General features: G+C 51.5%; 14 protein-coding genes. 12 read left to right on the top strand and 2 right to left on the bottom strand.

The features are described from left to right. Window positions 1–26: 26 nt before the first annotated feature. Together glnD and map are read right to left on the bottom strand one after the other, a co-directional pair. A complete protein-coding gene (gene glnD / locus OGY06_RS20955) occupies window positions 27–2699 on the bottom strand; it encodes a bifunctional uridylyltransferase/uridylyl-removing protein GlnD (protein ID WP_164563110.1) in 2673 nt (890 codons plus the stop codon). A gap of 113 nt (window positions 2700–2812) precedes the next feature. Then, window positions 2813–3607, bottom strand: coding sequence for a type I methionyl aminopeptidase (map, locus tag OGY06_RS20950; protein ID WP_286605924.1), 795 nt, complete (start codon window positions 3605–3607; stop codon window positions 2813–2815). 448 nt (window positions 3608–4055) lie between these two features. On the opposite strand from map, the gene rpsB reads away from it, so the two are divergent. From rpsB to fabZ, 12 genes are all read left to right on the top strand, one after another. Then, window positions 4056–4781, top strand: coding sequence for a 30S ribosomal protein S2 (gene rpsB, locus OGY06_RS20945; RefSeq protein ID WP_003018553.1), 726 nt, complete (start codon window positions 4056–4058; stop codon window positions 4779–4781). A gap of 136 nt (window positions 4782–4917) precedes the next feature. Beyond that, complete coding sequence (gene tsf, locus OGY06_RS20940; protein WP_003018551.1) at window positions 4918–5769, top strand: translation elongation factor Ts; 852 nt, start codon at window positions 4918–4920, stop codon at window positions 5767–5769. 145 nt (window positions 5770–5914) lie between these two features. After that, complete coding sequence (gene pyrH, locus OGY06_RS20935) at window positions 5915–6640, top strand: UMP kinase (protein ID WP_003018549.1); 726 nt, start codon at window positions 5915–5917, stop codon at window positions 6638–6640. Window positions 6641–6779: 139 nt separating this feature from the next. Further along, entirely contained in the window at window positions 6780–7337 is a 558-nt protein-coding gene (gene frr, locus OGY06_RS20930) for a ribosome recycling factor (RefSeq protein ID WP_003018547.1), read from the top strand. Window positions 7338–7520: 183 nt separating this feature from the next. Then, the gene (ispC, locus tag OGY06_RS20925; RefSeq protein WP_003829176.1) at window positions 7521–8717 is read left to right on the top strand and encodes a 1-deoxy-D-xylulose-5-phosphate reductoisomerase; all 1197 of its coding nucleotides are present in this window, start codon (window positions 7521–7523) and stop codon (window positions 8715–8717) included. Between the two features lie 187 nt (window positions 8718–8904). Beyond that, the gene (ispU, locus tag OGY06_RS20920) at window positions 8905–9663 is read left to right on the top strand and encodes a (2E,6E)-farnesyl-diphosphate-specific ditrans,polycis-undecaprenyl-diphosphate synthase (RefSeq protein ID WP_008786266.1); all 759 of its coding nucleotides are present in this window, start codon (window positions 8905–8907) and stop codon (window positions 9661–9663) included. 12 nt (window positions 9664–9675) lie between these two features. Beyond that, a complete protein-coding gene (gene cdsA, locus OGY06_RS20915; protein WP_003829174.1) occupies window positions 9676–10533 on the top strand; it encodes a phosphatidate cytidylyltransferase in 858 nt (285 codons plus the stop codon). A gap of 11 nt (window positions 10534–10544) precedes the next feature. After that, window positions 10545–11897, top strand: coding sequence for a sigma E protease regulator RseP (gene rseP / locus OGY06_RS20910; RefSeq protein WP_003829173.1), 1353 nt, complete (start codon window positions 10545–10547; stop codon window positions 11895–11897). Window positions 11898–11926: 29 nt separating this feature from the next. Next, on the top strand, window positions 11927–14338 hold the full coding sequence (gene bamA, locus OGY06_RS20905; protein WP_164563109.1) for an outer membrane protein assembly factor BamA: 2412 nt from the start codon (window positions 11927–11929) through the stop codon (window positions 14336–14338). A 122-nt stretch (window positions 14339–14460) separates the two neighbouring features. Continuing rightward, window positions 14461–14946: a molecular chaperone Skp gene (skp, locus tag OGY06_RS20900; RefSeq protein WP_003018533.1), complete on the top strand. Its 486-nt coding sequence runs from the start codon at window positions 14461–14463 to the stop codon at window positions 14944–14946. A 3-nt stretch (window positions 14947–14949) separates the two neighbouring features. Continuing rightward, window positions 14950–15975 (top strand): UDP-3-O-(3-hydroxymyristoyl)glucosamine N-acyltransferase, encoded by a 1026-nt coding sequence (gene lpxD, locus OGY06_RS20895; protein ID WP_003018531.1) that lies wholly within the window; start codon window positions 14950–14952, stop codon window positions 15973–15975. A gap of 103 nt (window positions 15976–16078) precedes the next feature. Beyond that, complete coding sequence (gene fabZ / locus OGY06_RS20890; RefSeq protein WP_003018528.1) at window positions 16079–16534, top strand: 3-hydroxyacyl-ACP dehydratase FabZ; 456 nt, start codon at window positions 16079–16081, stop codon at window positions 16532–16534. Window positions 16535–16537 lie beyond the last annotated feature (3 nt).

Below are 16537 nucleotides of genomic sequence, written 5' to 3'. Positions count from 1 at the left end.
AACTCTTTCCATAATAAATAAAAACATCACCCTTTATCGTTTGGATTGAGGGCCTCTGTCAACCGTTGATGCACTTCCTGCTGCAGCTCATTATTAAGGGCGCGCCGGTCGGCGGTGGCGATTATGAATAAATCTTCTACTCGCTCGCCAATGGTTGTAATTCGGGCGCCATGCAGCGAAATTCCCAGATCGGCAAAAATCTGCCCGACCCGCGCCAGCAGGCCGGGCTGGTCGAGAGCGATAAGCTCCAGGAATGATTTTCGGTCGGTATGGGTCGGCAAAAAGGTGACCTCAGTATCGACGGTAAAGTGGCGTAATTTTGCCGGCTGGCGACGCGGTTGCGGTGGCTGCCAACTGCGCTGCGTGATGGCCTGTTCCAGTCCAAAACGGATCGCTTCATGTCGGTCTGAAGACAGCGGGCTGCCGTCCGGTTCCAGTACGATGAACGTATCCATCGCCATCCCATCGCGGGTAGTGAAAATCTGCGCATCGTGGACGCTAAGATTACGCCTGTCCAGTTCAGCGCAGACGGCGGCAAACAGGTAAGGACGGTCAGGGCTCCAGATGAAAATTTCTGTCCCGCCGCGCGTGGCCTGTGGGCTGAGCAGGATCAGCGGCTTGCTGAGATCGTGTTGCAGCAGATGGCGCGCATGCCAGGCCAGCTGATTTGGGCTGTGACGCACGAAGTAGTTGGCGCGACAGCGTGACCAGATGTGGTGCAACGCTTCTTCATCAATGTTGTCCATTCGCAGTAGCGCCAGCGCCTGAAGCTGATGATGGCGTACACGCTCACGCATATCCGGCGTATTTTGCATGCCACGACGCAGTTGTTTTTCCGTTGCGAAGTACAGCTCGCGTAGCAGGCTTTGCTTCCAGCTATTCCACAGCGTTTCGTTGGTGGCGCAAATATCCGCGACGGTCAGACACACCAAAAAGCGCAGACGGTGTTCCGTTTGTACCTCTTCGGCGAATTGCTTGATCACTTCGGGATCCTGAATATCGCGGCGCTGAGCGGTCACCGACATCAGCAAATGCTGGCGCACCAGCCACACGATCAGCTGCGTTTCGCGGGAATTCAGGCCGTGCAGTTCGGCGAACTTGAGCACGTCCTGAGCGCCGAGCACCGAGTGATCGCCGCCGCGGCCTTTGGCGATATCGTGGAACAGCGCGGCAATCAGAATCAACTCCGGCTGTCGCAGACGCGGCCATAGATCCACACACAGCGGATGGCGCTGACGGGTCTCTTCGTTGGCAAAACTTTCCAGCTTGAGCATTACGCGGATGGTGTGTTCATCCACCGTATAGGCATGAAACAGGTCAAACTGCATTTGGCCGACAATATGCGACCATTGCGGCATATAGGCCCACAACACGCTGTGGCGATGCATCGGCAGCAGACCGCGGCTCACCGCGCCCGGATGGCGTAACATACTGAGAAACAGCGATCGCGCTTCCGGGATGTAGCACAGCGGTTGGGTTAAATGACGGCGGGCATGACGCAGATGGCGCAACGTGGTGGAGTAAATCCCGCTGATCGCGCTGTTACGCACCATGATGTAAAACATCCGCAGTATCGCTTCGGGTTTGCGGATAAACAGATCGTCGTTGCGCAGATCGATCAACGTGCCGCGCAGTTGGAAGTCGTCATCAATCGGGCGAGGTTTTTCATCGGCGGGCATGGCGAGGATCGCCTCGTCGAACAGTTGCAACAGCATGTGATTCAGTTCGCTGACCCGTCGGGTGACGCGGAAATAGTCTTTCATCATCCGCTCGATAGGTTCGTTGCCTTCGCCGCCGTAGTTTAGCCGTTGCGCCACGCTGAGCTGGCGGTCAAACAGCAGGCGGTTGTCGTAACGACTAACGACCAGATGCAGGGCGAAGCGAATCCGCCACAGGATATGCAAACATTCATTGAGCTCGGCACGTTCTGCCAGCGTCAAAAAGCCGAAACCGACCATTTCGTCCAGTGAGGTGGCGCCAAAATGGCGACGGGCCACCCACTGCAGGGTATGGATATCGCGCAGGCCGCCGGGACTGCTTTTGATATCCGGCTCCAGGTTGTAGCTAGTGCCGTGATAGCGCTGGTGGCGCTGATTCTGCTCTTCCACTTTGGCGGCGTAAAACTTGTCGGAAGGCCAGAAACCTTCGCTAAAAATATGCTTTTGCAGCTCTAGAAACAGCGCCACATCGCCGATCAGGAGGCGAGTTTCAATCAGATTGGTGGCGACGGTTAAATCTGATAATCCTTCCAGCAGACACTCTTCCAGCGTACGCACGCTATGTCCAACCTCCAGCCTCACGTCCCATAGCAGCGTTAACAGCTCACCGACTTTCTCGGCCTGCGCATCAGGCAGCTTTTTACGACTCAGGATCAGCAGGTCAATATCGGAAAGCGGGTGCAATTCGCCTCGCCCGTAGCCGCCAACGGCAACCAGCGCCAGATCGGCTATTTGCCCGAACCCAGCTTCTATCCACAAACGCTGTAGCAGTTGGTCAATAAATTCGGTGCGGGCCTCAATGAGCTGTTCTGCGGAAATTCCACTGTCAAACGCTTCGCCTAACCAGCTCTGGAAGGTGTCAATATGCGCTTTAATGCCGGAGCAGTTGAGATCTTGCTGTGGCCATGTCCCTGGGTTTTGCGGTTGGCCAGGCAGGGTGGGGAGGGCAGTATTTGCGTGCTGTTCAGGAAGAGTATTCATTATGCGCCACCCATTAAAAAGCCGGATGATGGCGTGAACGCCTTATCCGGCCTACTAAGTAGTACAATTTGTAGGCCTGATAAGATGCGAATGCATCGCCATCAGGCAAAACATTATTCGCCGTGTGTGATGATCGCCGAGATGGTGTCATCCTTGCGTAACGTCAGAATTTCACAGCCGTTTTCCGTCACTACAATAGTATGCTCGTACTGTGCAGACAAGCTCCGGTCTTTGGTTTTCACCGTCCAGCCGTCTTTCATGGTGCGGATGCGGTAATCACCGGCATTCAGCATCGGTTCTATGGTGAACGTCATGCCCGGTTGCAGTACCACACCACCGTCGTCTGCATCGTAGTGCAGAACCTGTGGCTCTTCATGGAAGCCGCGACCGATACCGTGACCGCAGTATTCACGAACGACAGAGAAACCTTCGCCTTCCGCGTATTTCTGAATAGCAGCGCCCAGCGTGCGCAGGCGAATGCCCGGTTTTACCATTCGCAGCGCCAGATACAGGCTTTCCTGTGTGACGCGGCACAGACGCTCGCCCAGAATAGTAGGTTTGCCGACGATGAACATTTTCGAGGTATCGCCGTGGTACTCGTCTTTAATCACGGTTACGTCGATGTTGACGATGTCGCCGTCTTTCAGAAGTTTGGCGTCGTCCGGGATCCCGTGGCACACCACTTCATTAATAGAGATACATACGGATTTCGGATAGCCGTGATAGCCCAGGCAGGCGGAAATGGCCTGCTGCTCATTCACGATATAGTCATTACAGAGGCGATCCAGCTCGCCGGTGCTGACGCCCGGTTTAACAAACGGCGCGATCATTTCCAGTACATCAGCGGCCAGGCGGCCAGCGACGCGCATTTTTTCGATTTCTTCAGGGGTCTTGATTGAGATAGCCATAAATTCTGTCCATCAGTGTCGATTATTTCGACAATAATTGTGTAAGTGCTGTCAATGGTATCAGTCTGGGGTGTACCCTGCCAAATTGAGAATCATTCTGAACTTCGCCTTTCGTGCCACAAATGCGTGGCTACATTTTTTCACCCCAGTCACTTACTGGTTGTAAGCTCCCGGGGATTCAAAATTTTGCCGCCTTCCTGTAACACGAAATTCATCGTTCATTCAGCACAGACCGCCAACAATTATTGGTGTCGGTGGCGTATTTGTGGTATAAAGCGCGCCGGACTTCCGATCCATTCGAAGACTACACACGATGGACGGGAGCGACAAATCTCACTTTGTGTAACAACACACACGTATCGGCACATATTCCGGGGTGCCCTTTGGGGTCGGTAATATGGGATGCGTGGAGGCTTAACCCCAACTTTTATATATAGAGGTTTTAATCATGGCAACTGTTTCCATGCGCGACATGCTCAAGGCTGGTGTTCACTTCGGTCACCAGACCCGTTACTGGAACCCGAAAATGAAGCCGTTCATCTTCGGTGCGCGTAACAAAGTTCACATCATCAACCTTGAGAAAACTGTACCGATGTTCAACGAAGCTCTGGCTGAACTGAACAAGATCTCTGCTCGTAAAGGTAAAATCCTTTTCGTTGGTACTAAACGCGCTGCAAGCGAAGCGGTGAAAGAAGCTGCTAACAGCTGCGACCAGTTCTTCGTGAACCATCGCTGGCTGGGCGGTATGCTGACTAACTGGAAAACCGTTCGTCAGTCCATCAAACGTCTGAAAGATCTGGAAACTCAGTCTCAGGACGGTACTTTCGAAAAGCTGACCAAGAAAGAAGCGCTGATGCGTACTCGTGAGCTTGAGAAACTGGAAAACAGCCTGGGCGGTATCAAAGACATGGGCGGTCTGCCGGACGCTCTGTTCGTAATCGATGCTGACCACGAGCACATTGCTATCAAAGAAGCAAACAACCTGGGTATCCCAGTATTTGCTATCGTTGATACCAACTCTGATCCGGACGGTGTTGACTTCGTTATCCCGGGTAACGACGACGCAATCCGTGCTGTGACCCTGTACCTGGGTGCTGTAGCTACTACCGTTCGTGAAGGCCGTTCTCAGGATCTGGCTTCCCAGGCGGAAGAAAGCTTCGTAGAAGCTGAATAATAAGGCACGCTCGTTAGAGCCCTTATAGACCAGGTAGTATCACGTTTGGTTAGGGGGCCTGTATATGGCCCCCTTTTTCACTTTTAAATCTGTGCGGTTTCATGCCGGGCAGATCAAATCTTCCGAGGATTTTAGAATGGCTGAAATTACCGCATCCCTGGTAAAAGAGCTGCGTGAGCGTACTGGCGCAGGCATGATGGATTGCAAAAAAGCACTGACTGAAGCTAATGGCGACATCGAGCTGGCAATCGAAAACATGCGTAAGTCCGGTGCAATCAAAGCGGCGAAAAAAGCAGGCAACGTTGCTGCTGACGGCGTAATCAAAACCAAAATCGACGGCAACATCGCTTTCATTCTGGAAGTTAACTGCCAGACTGACTTCGTTGCTAAAGATGCTGGTTTCCAGGCATTTGCTGACAAAGTACTGGACGCTGCCGTTGCTGGCAAAATCACTGACGTTGAAGTTCTGAAAGCACAGTTCGAAGAAGAACGTGTTGCTCTGGTTGCTAAAATCGGTGAGAACATCAACATCCGTCGCGTTGCTTCCCTGGAAGGCGAAGTTCTGGGTAACTACCAGCACGGTGCTCGTATCGGTGTTCTGGTTGCTGCAACTGGCGCTGACGAAGAACTGGTTAAACAGCTGGCAATGCACGTTGCTGCAAGCAAACCAGAATTTGTTAAGCCGGAAGACGTTTCTGCTGAAGTGGTAGAAAAAGAATACCAGGTTCAGCTGGACATCGCTATGCAGTCTGGCAAGCCGAAAGAAATCGCAGAGAAAATGGTTGAAGGCCGCATGAAGAAATTCACCGGCGAAGTTTCTCTGACCGGTCAGCCTTTCGTCATGGAACCGAGCAAATCTGTTGGTCAGCTGCTGAAAGAGCATAACGCTGACGTAACTGGTTTCATCCGCTTTGAAGTGGGTGAAGGCATCGAGAAAGTTGAGACTGACTTTGCAGCAGAAGTTGCTGCGATGTCCAAGCAGTCTTAATTTTTAAAGGAGCCGCCTGAGGGCGGCTTCTTTTTGTGTCTGGCTTGTAAATTCAGCGAACCGCTATAGTGGTCATGCTGAAAAGCGACATACAATGTCGCCGGAATTAACTCATCTCATTCGTTGACAGTCTCAGGAAAGAAACATGGCTACCAATGCAAAACCCGTCTACAAACGTATTCTGCTTAAGTTAAGTGGCGAAGCTCTGCAAGGTTCAGAAGGCTTCGGTATTGATGCAAGCATCCTCGACCGCATGGCTCAGGAAATCAAAGAGCTGGTTGAGCTGGGTATTCAGGTTGGCGTAGTGATTGGTGGTGGTAACCTGTTCCGTGGCGCTGGTCTGGCGAAAGCGGGGATGAACCGCGTTGTGGGCGACCACATGGGCATGTTAGCCACCGTAATGAACGGTCTGGCGATGCGCGATGCGCTTCACCGCGCCTATGTGAACGCTCGCTTGATGTCCGCAATTCCTCTGAACGGCGTGTGTGATAACTACAGCTGGGCTGAAGCTATCAGCCTGCTGCGTAACAACCGCGTTGTTATTTTGTCTGCGGGTACCGGCAATCCGTTCTTCACCACCGATTCTGCAGCCTGCCTGCGCGGTATTGAAATTGAAGCGGATGTGGTTCTGAAAGCCACCAAAGTCGATGGCGTATTTACTGCCGACCCGGCTAAAGATCCAACGGCGACTATGTACGAACAGTTGACCTACACTGAAGTACTGGATAAAGAGCTGAAAGTAATGGATCTTGCCGCGTTCACGCTGGCTCGTGACCACAAACTACCGATTCGTGTCTTTAACATGAACAAACCAGGTGCACTGCGCCGTGTTGTTATGGGTGAAAAAGAAGGCACGTTAATCACGGAATAATTCCCGTTGCGGCTAAATGCAGGTAATATTCCGCTTTAATGTCGCGGGATACGTCCCTCAAAATTAATCAAGACTATACTTGTCACATCTTGCGTGGCGGGTATGGTCTGACTGAAACAAGCTTTCAAGGATTCGTAACGTGATCAACGATATCAGAAAAGATGCTGAAGTACGCATGGACAAATGCGTCGAAGCGTTCAAAAATCAAATCAGCAAAATTCGCACGGGTCGTGCTTCTCCTAGCCTGCTGGATGGTATTGTCGTGGAATATTACGGCACGCCGACTCCGCTGCGCCAGCTGGCAAGCGTAACGGTTGAAGATTCCCGTACCCTGAAAATCAACGTATTTGACCGTTCTATGGGTCCAGCCGTTGAGAAAGCAATCATGGCTTCCGACCTCGGTCTGAATCCAAGCTCTGCGGGCTCTGACATCCGCGTTCCGCTGCCGCCGCTGACCGAAGAACGTCGTAAAGATCTGACCAAGATCGTACGTGGTGAAGCTGAAGGCGCGCGTGTTGCGGTACGTAACGTACGCCGTGATGCAAACGACAAAGTGAAAGCGTTGTTGAAAGAAAAAGAGATCAGCGAAGATGACGATCGCCGTTCTCAGGACGACGTACAGAAACTGACTGACGCAGCAATCAAGAAAGTTGATGCGGCGCTGGCAGAGAAAGAAGCAGAACTGATGCAGTTCTGATTCGCCTGTACGCTAAAAACGCCGCTTAGAAGGCCTGAGAAGGCTGGATGGCGGCGTTTTGCTTTTTTCTGTCTACATACTCTAAATAATTCAAGTTGCAGGAAGGCGGTGACGCTAAAGGCCGAGTAAAGCCAACGTACATGCAACTTGAAGTATGACGAGTAAAATTCTTCTGGATGTCCGATGAAGCAATTAACCATCCTGGGATCAACCGGTTCCATTGGTTGCAGTACGCTGGATGTAGTACGCCATAACCCGGAAAAATTTCGTGTTGCTGCGTTGGTGGCGGGTAAAAATGTTGCCCGTATGGTAGAGCAATGCCTGGAGTTTGCGCCTCGCTATGCGGTAATGGATGATGAAAAAAGCGCGGCACAGGTAAAAGCTGCTCTTTTGGCACAGGGTAGCCGTACCGAGGTGATGAGCGGGCAGCAGGCTGCCTGTGATATGGCTGCGCTGGATGATGTTGATCAGGTCATGGCGGCGATTGTCGGCGCAGCGGGTTTGCTGCCGACGCTGGCGGCAATTCGTGCGAGTAAAAGCATTTTGCTGGCGAATAAAGAATCGCTGGTGACCTGCGGTCGTCTGTTTATGGACGACGTGAAACGCCACAAAGCGCAGCTTTTGCCGGTAGATAGCGAGCATAACGCGATTTTTCAGAGTTTACCGCAACCTATCCAACACAATCTGGGATACGCTGACCTTGAGCAAAACGGCGTCATGTCAGTTCTGCTTACCGGGTCTGGTGGCCCATTCCGTGAAACGCCATTGCGCGATCTGGTCTCTATGACCCCCGATCAGGCATGTCGTCATCCGAATTGGTCGATGGGACGAAAAATTTCTGTCGATTCCGCCACCATGATGAACAAAGGTCTGGAATACATTGAAGCGCGTTGGTTATTTAATGCCAGTGCAAGCCAGATGGAAGTGCTGATCCACCCGCAGTCGGTTATTCATTCGATGGTCCGTTATCAGGATGGTAGTGTTCTGGCGCAGTTGGGTGAACCTGATATGCGTACGCCTATTGCCCATACGATGGCATGGCCAGAACGTGTGACGTCTGGTGTTAAGCCTGTCGATTTTTGCAAACTCAGTGCGTTGACGTTTTCCGCACCTGACTACCAGCGTTATCCGTGCCTGAAACTGGCGATGGACGCGTTTGAGCAAGGTCAGGCGGCGACGACCGCACTCAATGCCGCGAATGAAATTACCGTTGCCGCATTCCTGGCGCAGCAGATCCGATTTACCGATATTGCCGATCTCAATTTATCCGTACTGGATAAGATGGATTTGCAGGAACCACAGAGCGTTGACGACGTGTTGAAGGTCGATGCCATCGCGCGGGAAGTCGCCAGAAAAGAAGTGATGCGACTCTCAAGCTGATGATAATCCCTCTACGGAGAATCGTGCTATTTGTTAGCGTTGGGCTTCAGTGATATAGTCTGCGCCACCCGATCGCGGGTATTTGCTTTTTTTCGGTCGGGTAAGCCGTGGTTTGACACGGCTTTTTTGTGGATAGGCTTCAGTATTCCTGAGTACCGTAAATCCTTTCAGGGACTAATAACGCGTTATGTTGTCTGCAACTAAACCATTAAGCGAAAATTTGCCAGCACATGGTTGTCGCCATGTCGCAATTATCATGGATGGCAATGGCCGCTGGGCGAAAAAGCAAGGGAAGATTCGCGCCTTTGGGCATAAGGCTGGAGCAAAATCCGTCCGCCGGGCTGTCTCTTTTGCTGCAAATAACGGTATTGATGCGTTAACGCTGTATGCCTTTAGCAGTGAGAACTGGAACCGACCTGCGCAGGAAGTGAGCGCGTTAATGGAACTGTTTGTGTGGGCACTTGATAGTGAAGTGAAAAACCTGCATCGCCATAACGTACGCCTGCGTATTATCGGGGATATCAGTCGATTTAACTCACGTTTGCAAGAACGGATTCGCAAATCAGAAGCGATTACCGCCCAGAATACCGGGTTGACGCTGAATATTGCAGCGAATTACGGTGGACGGTGGGATATTGTCCAGGGAGTCAGGCAACTGGCACAACAGGTGCAGGACGGTGTGCTGCATCCTGAGCAAATCGATGAAGAGATGCTTGGGCAGCAAATTTGTATGCATGAGCTGGCTCCTGTGGATTTAGTGATAAGGACTGGGGGAGAGCACCGAATTAGTAATTTTCTGTTGTGGCAAATTGCCTACGCCGAACTTTACTTTACCGATGTTCTCTGGCCCGATTTCGATGAACAAGACTTTGAAGGTGCGCTGCATGCCTTTGCTAATCGTGAGCGTCGTTTCGGCGGCACCGAACCCGGTGATGAAAAAGCCTGATGGGGGTCGCTTTTGCTGAAGTATCGCCTGATTTCTGCTTTTGTTTTAATACCCGTTGTCATCGCGGCGCTGTTTTTGCTGCCGCCGGTGGGGTTCGCCATTGTTACGTTGGTCGTCTGTATGTTGGCCGCCTGGGAATGGGGACAGTTAAGCGGTTTTACCACGCGTACGCAGCGAGTCTGGCTGGCGGTTTTGTGCGGGCTATTGCTGGCACTGATGCTATTTTTGCTGCCAGAATACCATCGCGATATCCATCAACCGCTGGTTGAAGTATCGCTGTGGGCGTCGCTGGGCTGGTGGGTCGTAGCGCTATTACTGGTATTGTTTTACCCAGGGTCTGCGTCGGTCTGGCGTAATTCCAAAACATTACGCATAATTTTCGGCGTGTTAACCATTGTCCCGTTCTTTTGGGGAATGCTGGCGCTACGTGCATGGCACTATGATGAGAATCATTATAGTGGCGCGCTATGGCTGCTATATGTCATGATCCTCGTTTGGGGAGCGGACTCTGGTGCGTATATGTTTGGTAAGCTGTTTGGCAAACATAAGCTGGCACCGAAGGTTTCTCCTGGTAAAACCTGGCAGGGTTTTATTGGCGGACTCGCCACTGCGGCCGTGATCTCATGGGGTTATGGCATGTGGGCGAATCTTGAAGTTGCGCCTGTCACCTTGCTCATTTGCTCCATCGTTGCAGCCCTGGCCTCCGTGCTGGGTGACCTGACCGAGAGTATGTTTAAGCGTGAAGCAGGTATTAAGGACAGTGGTCACTTAATTCCAGGACACGGCGGTATTCTGGATCGTATTGATAGCCTGACGGCTGCGGTACCGGTCTTTGCCTGCCTGTTGTTACTGGTGTTCAGGACGCTCTAACGGATGGTCTTATGCTGAGTATTCTCTGGAATTTGGCTGCGTTCATCATCGCACTTGGTGTGCTTATCACCGTGCATGAATTTGGTCATTTCTGGGTTGCGCGGCGCTGCGGAGTCCGCGTCGAACGCTTTTCCATTGGCTTTGGAAAAGCGCTTTGGCGGCGTACCGATAAATCAGGTACGGAATACGTCATCGCCATGATTCCCCTCGGCGGTTACGTCAAAATGCTGGATGAGCGCGCTGAACCGGTCGCACCGGAATTGCGCCATTACGCCTTCAACAATAAAACGGTTGGACAACGTGCAGCTATTATCGCCGCGGGTCCGATTGCAAACTTCCTTTTTGCTATTTTTGCTTATTGGCTGGTGTTTATCATTGGTGTCCCTGGTGTTCGTCCGGTTGTTGGTGAAATAACACCCAACTCGATTGCTGCACAGGCGCAAATTCAGCCGGGTACGGAACTAAAAGCGGTTGATGGCATCGAAACCCCTGATTGGGATGCAGTGCGATTGCAACTGGTATCCAAAATCGGCGATGAGCATACAACCCTCAGCGTGGCGCAGTTTGGCAGCAACCAGCGGCAGGACAAAACGCTGGATTTACGCCATTGGGCATTTGAGCCAGACAAAGAGGATCCTGTCTCTAGTTTGGGCATGCGTCCGCGTGGTCCGCAGATTGAACCGGTACTGTCAGAAGTGCAGGTTAATTCCGCTGCAAGTAAGGCAGGTTTGCAAGCTGGCGACAGGATCGTTAAAGTCAATGGTCAGTCACTGACGCAATGGATGACGTTCGTGACGCTGGTGCGCGATAATCCGGATACGCCGTTAGCGCTAGATATTGAAAGACAAGGAAGTTCCTTGTCTTTAACGTTAACCCCAGATTCAAAACAGGTTAACGGGAAGGCAGAAGGGTTTGCGGGCGTGGTGCCTAAAGTTATTCCTCTGCCTGATGAGTATAAGACTGTACGCCAGTATGGGCCATTCAGCGCCATCCTCGAAGCCTCGGATAAAACGTGGCAGTTGATGAAGCTGACGGTCAGTATGCTGGGAAAATTGATTACCGGTGATGTAAAACTGAACAACCTCAGTGGGCCGATTTCTATCGCCCAGGGGGCTGGGATGTCAGCGGAGTTCGGGATTATTTATTACCTGATGTTCCTTGCGCTTATCAGCGTGAACTTAGGGATAATCAACCTGTTTCCGTTGCCCGTTCTTGACGGGGGGCATCTGCTGTTCCTGGCGATTGAAAAGCTGAAGGGCGGTCCGGTATCCGAGCGGGTTCAAGACTTTAGTTATCGCATTGGCTCTATCTTGCTGGTGTTGTTAATGGGGCTTGCACTTTTCAATGATTTCTCTCGGTTGTAAGAGAGTGTTAGGAAGAACGCATAATAACGATGGCGATGAAAAAGTTGCTCATAGCGTCGCTGCTGTTTAGCAGCGCCACCGTATACGGTGCTGAAGGGTTCGTAGTGAAGGACATTCATTTCGAAGGCCTACAGCGAGTCGCCGTTGGTGCGGCTCTCCTCAGTATGCCGGTGCGCACAGGCGACACGGTTAATGATGAAGACATCAGTAATACCATTCGTGCTCTGTTCGCCACCGGTAACTTTGAGGATGTCCGCGTCCTGCGCGATGGTGATACCCTTCTGGTTCAGGTAAAAGAACGTCCGACGATTGCCAGCATCACTTTCTCCGGTAACAAATCGGTGAAAGATGACATGCTGAAGCAAAACCTCGAGGCGTCTGGCGTGCGTGTTGGCGAGTCTCTGGATCGCACAACGCTTGCCGATATCGAAAAGGGCCTGGAAGATTTCTACTATAGCGTCGGTAAGTACAGCGCCAGTGTGAAAGCGGTGGTGACGCCGTTGCCGCGTAACCGTGTTGACCTCAAGCTGGTCTTCCAGGAAGGTGTTTCGGCGAAGATCCAACAGATCAATATCGTCGGCAACCATGCCTTCTCAACTGACGAACTTATCTCTCACTTCCAGTTGCGTGACGAAGTGCCGTGGTGGAACGTGGTAGGCGATCGTAAATACCAGAAACAGAAGCTGGCGGGCGATCTTGAAACCCTGCGCAGCTACTATCTGGATCGCGGTTATGCTCGCTTCAATATTGATTCCACTCAGGTCAGCCTGACGCCGGATAAAAAAGGCATCTACATCACCGTTAACATCACTGAAGGCGAGCAGTACAAGCTTTCTGGGGTTCAGGTGAGCGGTAACCTGGCCGGGCACTCCGCCGAAATTGAGACCCTGACGAAGATCGAGCCAGGTGAACTCTATAACGGCACCAAAGTGACCAAAATGGAAGATGACATCAAGAAGCTTCTGGGTCGCTATGGCTATGCCTATCCGCGCGTTCAGTCGCAGCCTGAAATCAACGACGCTGACAAAACCGTTAAATTGCGTGTAAACGTGGATGCGGGTAACCGTTTCTATGTGCGTAAGATCCGTTTTGAAGGTAACGACACTTCTAAAGACTCCGTTCTGCGTCGCGAAATGCGTCAGATGGAAGGCGCATGGTTGGGCAGCGATCTGGTCGATCAGGGTAAAGAGCGTCTGAACCGTCTGGGTTACTTTGAAACCGTTGATACCGATACTCAGCGTGTACCGGGCCGCCCGGATCAGGTTGATGTGGTCTACAAGGTCAAAGAGCGTAACACCGGTAGCTTTAACTTCGGCGTCGGTTACGGTACCGAGAGCGGCGTGAGCTTCCAGGCTGGCGTTCAGCAGGATAACTGGTTAGGTACCGGTTATTCTGTCGGGATTAACGGCACCAAAAACGATTACCAGACCTATACTGAGTTGTCTGTCACTAACCCGTACTTCACCGTTGATGGTGTGAGCCTTGGTGGCCGCGTCTTCTATAACGACTTTGAAGCGGATGATGCAGACCTGTCCGACTATACCAACAAAAGTTATGGTACAGACGTGACGCTGGGCTTCCCGGTCAACGAATACAACACGTTGCGCGCGGGCCTGGGTTATGTACATAACAAACTGTCCAATATGCAGCCGCAGATCGCAATGGAGCGTTATCTTGAGTCGATGGGACAATCCGCTGATACCAGCAGTTTTGCCGCTGATGATTTCACCTTTAACTACGGTTGGACATACAACAAGTTAGACCGTGGTTATTTCCCGACAGACGGTTCGCGTGTCAACCTGAACGGTAAAGTCACCATTCCGGGTTCTGACAACGAATACTACAAACTGTCGATGGATACCGCGACCTATATGCCGATCGATGACGACCACAAGTGGGTTGTTCTGGGTCGTACCAAGGTAGGTTATGGGGATGGCATTGGCAGCAAAGAGATGCCGTTCTACGAGAACTTCTACGCCGGTGGTTCCAGTACCGTGCGTGGCTTCCAGTCCAACACCATTGGTCCGAAAGCGGTCTATAAAAAGGGTGCTAGCACAGACTGGAATGACGGCGATAACGAAGAATGTACTCAGGATTCAGGCTGTAAATCAGATGATGCGGTAGGTGGTAACGCCATGGCTGTCGCCAGCCTGGAATTTATTACCCCGACGCCGTTTATCAGCGATAAGTATGCTAACTCGGTCCGCACTTCCTTCTTCTGGGATATGGGTACCGTTTGGGATACTAACTGGGATCCGTCATCTGCGCCGTCGGATGTGCCGGACTATAGTGATCCGAGCAATATCCGTATGTCAGCGGGTATCGCGTTACAATGGATGTCCCCATTGGGGCCGTTGGTTTTCTCCTACGCCCAGCCGTTCAAGAAGTACGATGGAGACAAAGCGGAACAGTTCCAGTTTAACATTGGTAAAACCTGGTAACTGTTCTTCGCAAAGGAATGTAGTGGTAGTGTAGCGATGACTTTAGGCGATCTTGCATGGGATCGCCTGGCCACGCAAAGAACTGCACCTTCGGGTGCAAATGGGATGGTAAGGAGTTAATTGTGAAAAAGTGGTTATTAGCTGCAGGTCTCGGTTTAGCGATGGCAACGTCCGCACAGGCTGCTGACAAAATTGCAATCGTCAATATGGGTAGCCTGTTCCAACAGGTTGCACAGAAGACGGGTGTTTCTGCTACGCTGGAAAACGAGTTCAAAGGCCGTGCCAGCGAACTGCAGCGTATGGAATCCGATCTGCAATCTAAAATGCAGCGTCTGCAATCAATGAAAGCGGGTAGCGATCGTACCAAGCTGGAAAAAGACGTTATGGCTCAGCGCCAGACTTTCTCTCAGAAAGCTCAGGCTTTCGAGCAGGATCGTGCACGTCGTTCCAACGAAGAACGTGGCAAACTGGTTACTCGTATCCAGACAGCTGTGAAATCTGTTGCCAGCAGCCAGAGCATTGATCTGGTCGTTGACGCAAACACCGTTGCATACAACAGCAGCGATGTAAAAGACATCACCGCTGACGTACTGAAACAGGTTAAATAAGTAATGCCTTCAATTCGACTGGCTGATTTAGCAGAGCAGTTGGATGCAGAATTACACGGTGATGGCGATATCGTCATCACCGGCGTAGCGTCCATGCAATCTGCGCAAACTGGCAATATCACGTTCATGGTGAATCCTAAATACCGTGAACACTTAGGCGTATGCCAGGCGTCTGCCGTTGTGATGACGCAGGACGATCTTCCTTTTGCTAAGAGTGCGGCGCTGGTAGTGAAGAATCCCTATCTGACCTATGCACGTATGGCGCAAATTTTAGATACCACGCCTCAGCCTGCACAGAACATTGCACCCAGTGCAGTGATCGATGCAACGGCGAAGCTGGGTAATAATGTCTCTGTGGGCGCAAATGCGGTCATTGAGTCTGGCGTAGAACTGGGCGATAACGTGGTTATCGGTGCAGGTTGTTTCGTCGGAAAAAATACCAAAATCGGTGCAGGTTCACGCTTGTGGGCGAATGTGACGATTTACCACGACATCCAGATCGGTGAAAATTGCCTGATCCAGTCCAGCACCGTCGTTGGATCTGATGGATTTGGTTACGCGAACGATCGTGGTAACTGGGTGAAGATCCCCCAGCTTGGTCGCGTGATTATCGGCGATCGCGTCGAGATCGGCGCTTGTACCACCATTGACCGTGGTGCTCTGGACGATACTGTGATCGGTAATGGTGTTATCATTGATAACCAGTGCCAGATTGCGCATAACGTTGTGATTGGCGACAATACGGCGGTAGCCGGTGGCGTCATTATGGCGGGTAGCCTGAAGATTGGCCGTTATTGCATGATTGGCGGTGCCAGCGTGATCAATGGGCATATGGAAATATGCGACAAAGTTACGGTAACTGGCATGGGTATGGTGATGCGTCCTATCACTGAACCTGGCGTCTACTCCTCAGGCATTCCGCTACAACCCAACAAGGTATGGCGTAAAACAGCTGCACTGGTGATGAATATTGATGATATGAGCAAGCGCCTCAAAGCGATTGAGCGCAAGGTTAATCAACAAGACTAAAGCACCGTTTTTGCATGTCTGACTTTTCGGCCTGTCCCATTCATACGATTGCGACAGGCCGTGTTATTATTGCCTTTTAGTATATTTTGACAGGAAGAGTATTTTGACTACTAACACTCATACTCTGCATATTGAAGAGATTTTAGAACTTCTGCCGCACCGTTTTCCGTTTCTGCTGGTTGACCGCGTGCTGGATTTTGAAGAAGGTCGTTTTCTGCGCGCAGTGAAAAATGTATCCGTTAACGAGCCTTTCTTTCAGGGCCACTTCCCGGGTAAACCTATTTTCCCTGGCGTATTGATTCTGGAAGCGATGGCACAGGCTACCGGTATCCTCGCGTTTAAAAGCGTAGGAAAACTGGAACCAGGCGAACTGTATTATTTCGCGGGTATTGATGAAGCACGTTTTAAGCGTCCTGTCGTGCCTGGCGATCAGATGATCATGGAAGTGACTTTCGAGAAAACGCGCCGTGGCCTGACCCGTTTTAAAGGGGTTGCGCTGGTCGACGGTAAAGTTGTGTGCGAAGCAACGATGATGTGTGCCCGTAGCCGGGAGGCCTGATAC

It is taken from the genome of Citrobacter sp. Cpo147, from assembly GCF_030332405.1.
GTDB classification, from domain to species: Bacteria; Pseudomonadota; Gammaproteobacteria; order Enterobacterales; family Enterobacteriaceae; genus Citrobacter; species Citrobacter portucalensis.
Note: the sequence above shows the minus strand (reverse complement) of the source record. Positions and strands in the feature narration are given on the sequence as shown.

What these genes read in the sequence shown, in the direction of transcription:
- glnD (WP_164563110.1), bottom strand. Translation starts at nt 2,699, where the DNA reads ATGAATACTCTTCCTGAACAGCACGCAAATACTGCCCTCCCCACCCTG.
- map (WP_286605924.1), bottom strand. Translation starts at nt 3,607, where the DNA reads ATGGCTATCTCAATCAAGACCCCTGAAGAAATCGAAAAAATGCGCGTC.
- rpsB (WP_003018553.1), top strand. Translation starts at nt 4,056, where the DNA reads ATGGCAACTGTTTCCATGCGCGACATGCTCAAGGCTGGTGTTCACTTC.
- tsf (WP_003018551.1), top strand. Translation starts at nt 4,918, where the DNA reads ATGGCTGAAATTACCGCATCCCTGGTAAAAGAGCTGCGTGAGCGTACT.
- pyrH (WP_003018549.1), top strand. Translation starts at nt 5,915, where the DNA reads ATGGCTACCAATGCAAAACCCGTCTACAAACGTATTCTGCTTAAGTTA.
- ispC (WP_003829176.1), top strand. Translation starts at nt 7,521, where the DNA reads ATGAAGCAATTAACCATCCTGGGATCAACCGGTTCCATTGGTTGCAGT.
- ispU (WP_008786266.1), top strand. Translation starts at nt 8,905, where the DNA reads ATGTTGTCTGCAACTAAACCATTAAGCGAAAATTTGCCAGCACATGGT.
- rseP (WP_003829173.1), top strand. Translation starts at nt 10,545, where the DNA reads ATGCTGAGTATTCTCTGGAATTTGGCTGCGTTCATCATCGCACTTGGT.
- bamA (WP_164563109.1), top strand. Translation starts at nt 11,927, where the DNA reads ATGGCGATGAAAAAGTTGCTCATAGCGTCGCTGCTGTTTAGCAGCGCC.
- lpxD (WP_003018531.1), top strand. Translation starts at nt 14,950, where the DNA reads ATGCCTTCAATTCGACTGGCTGATTTAGCAGAGCAGTTGGATGCAGAA.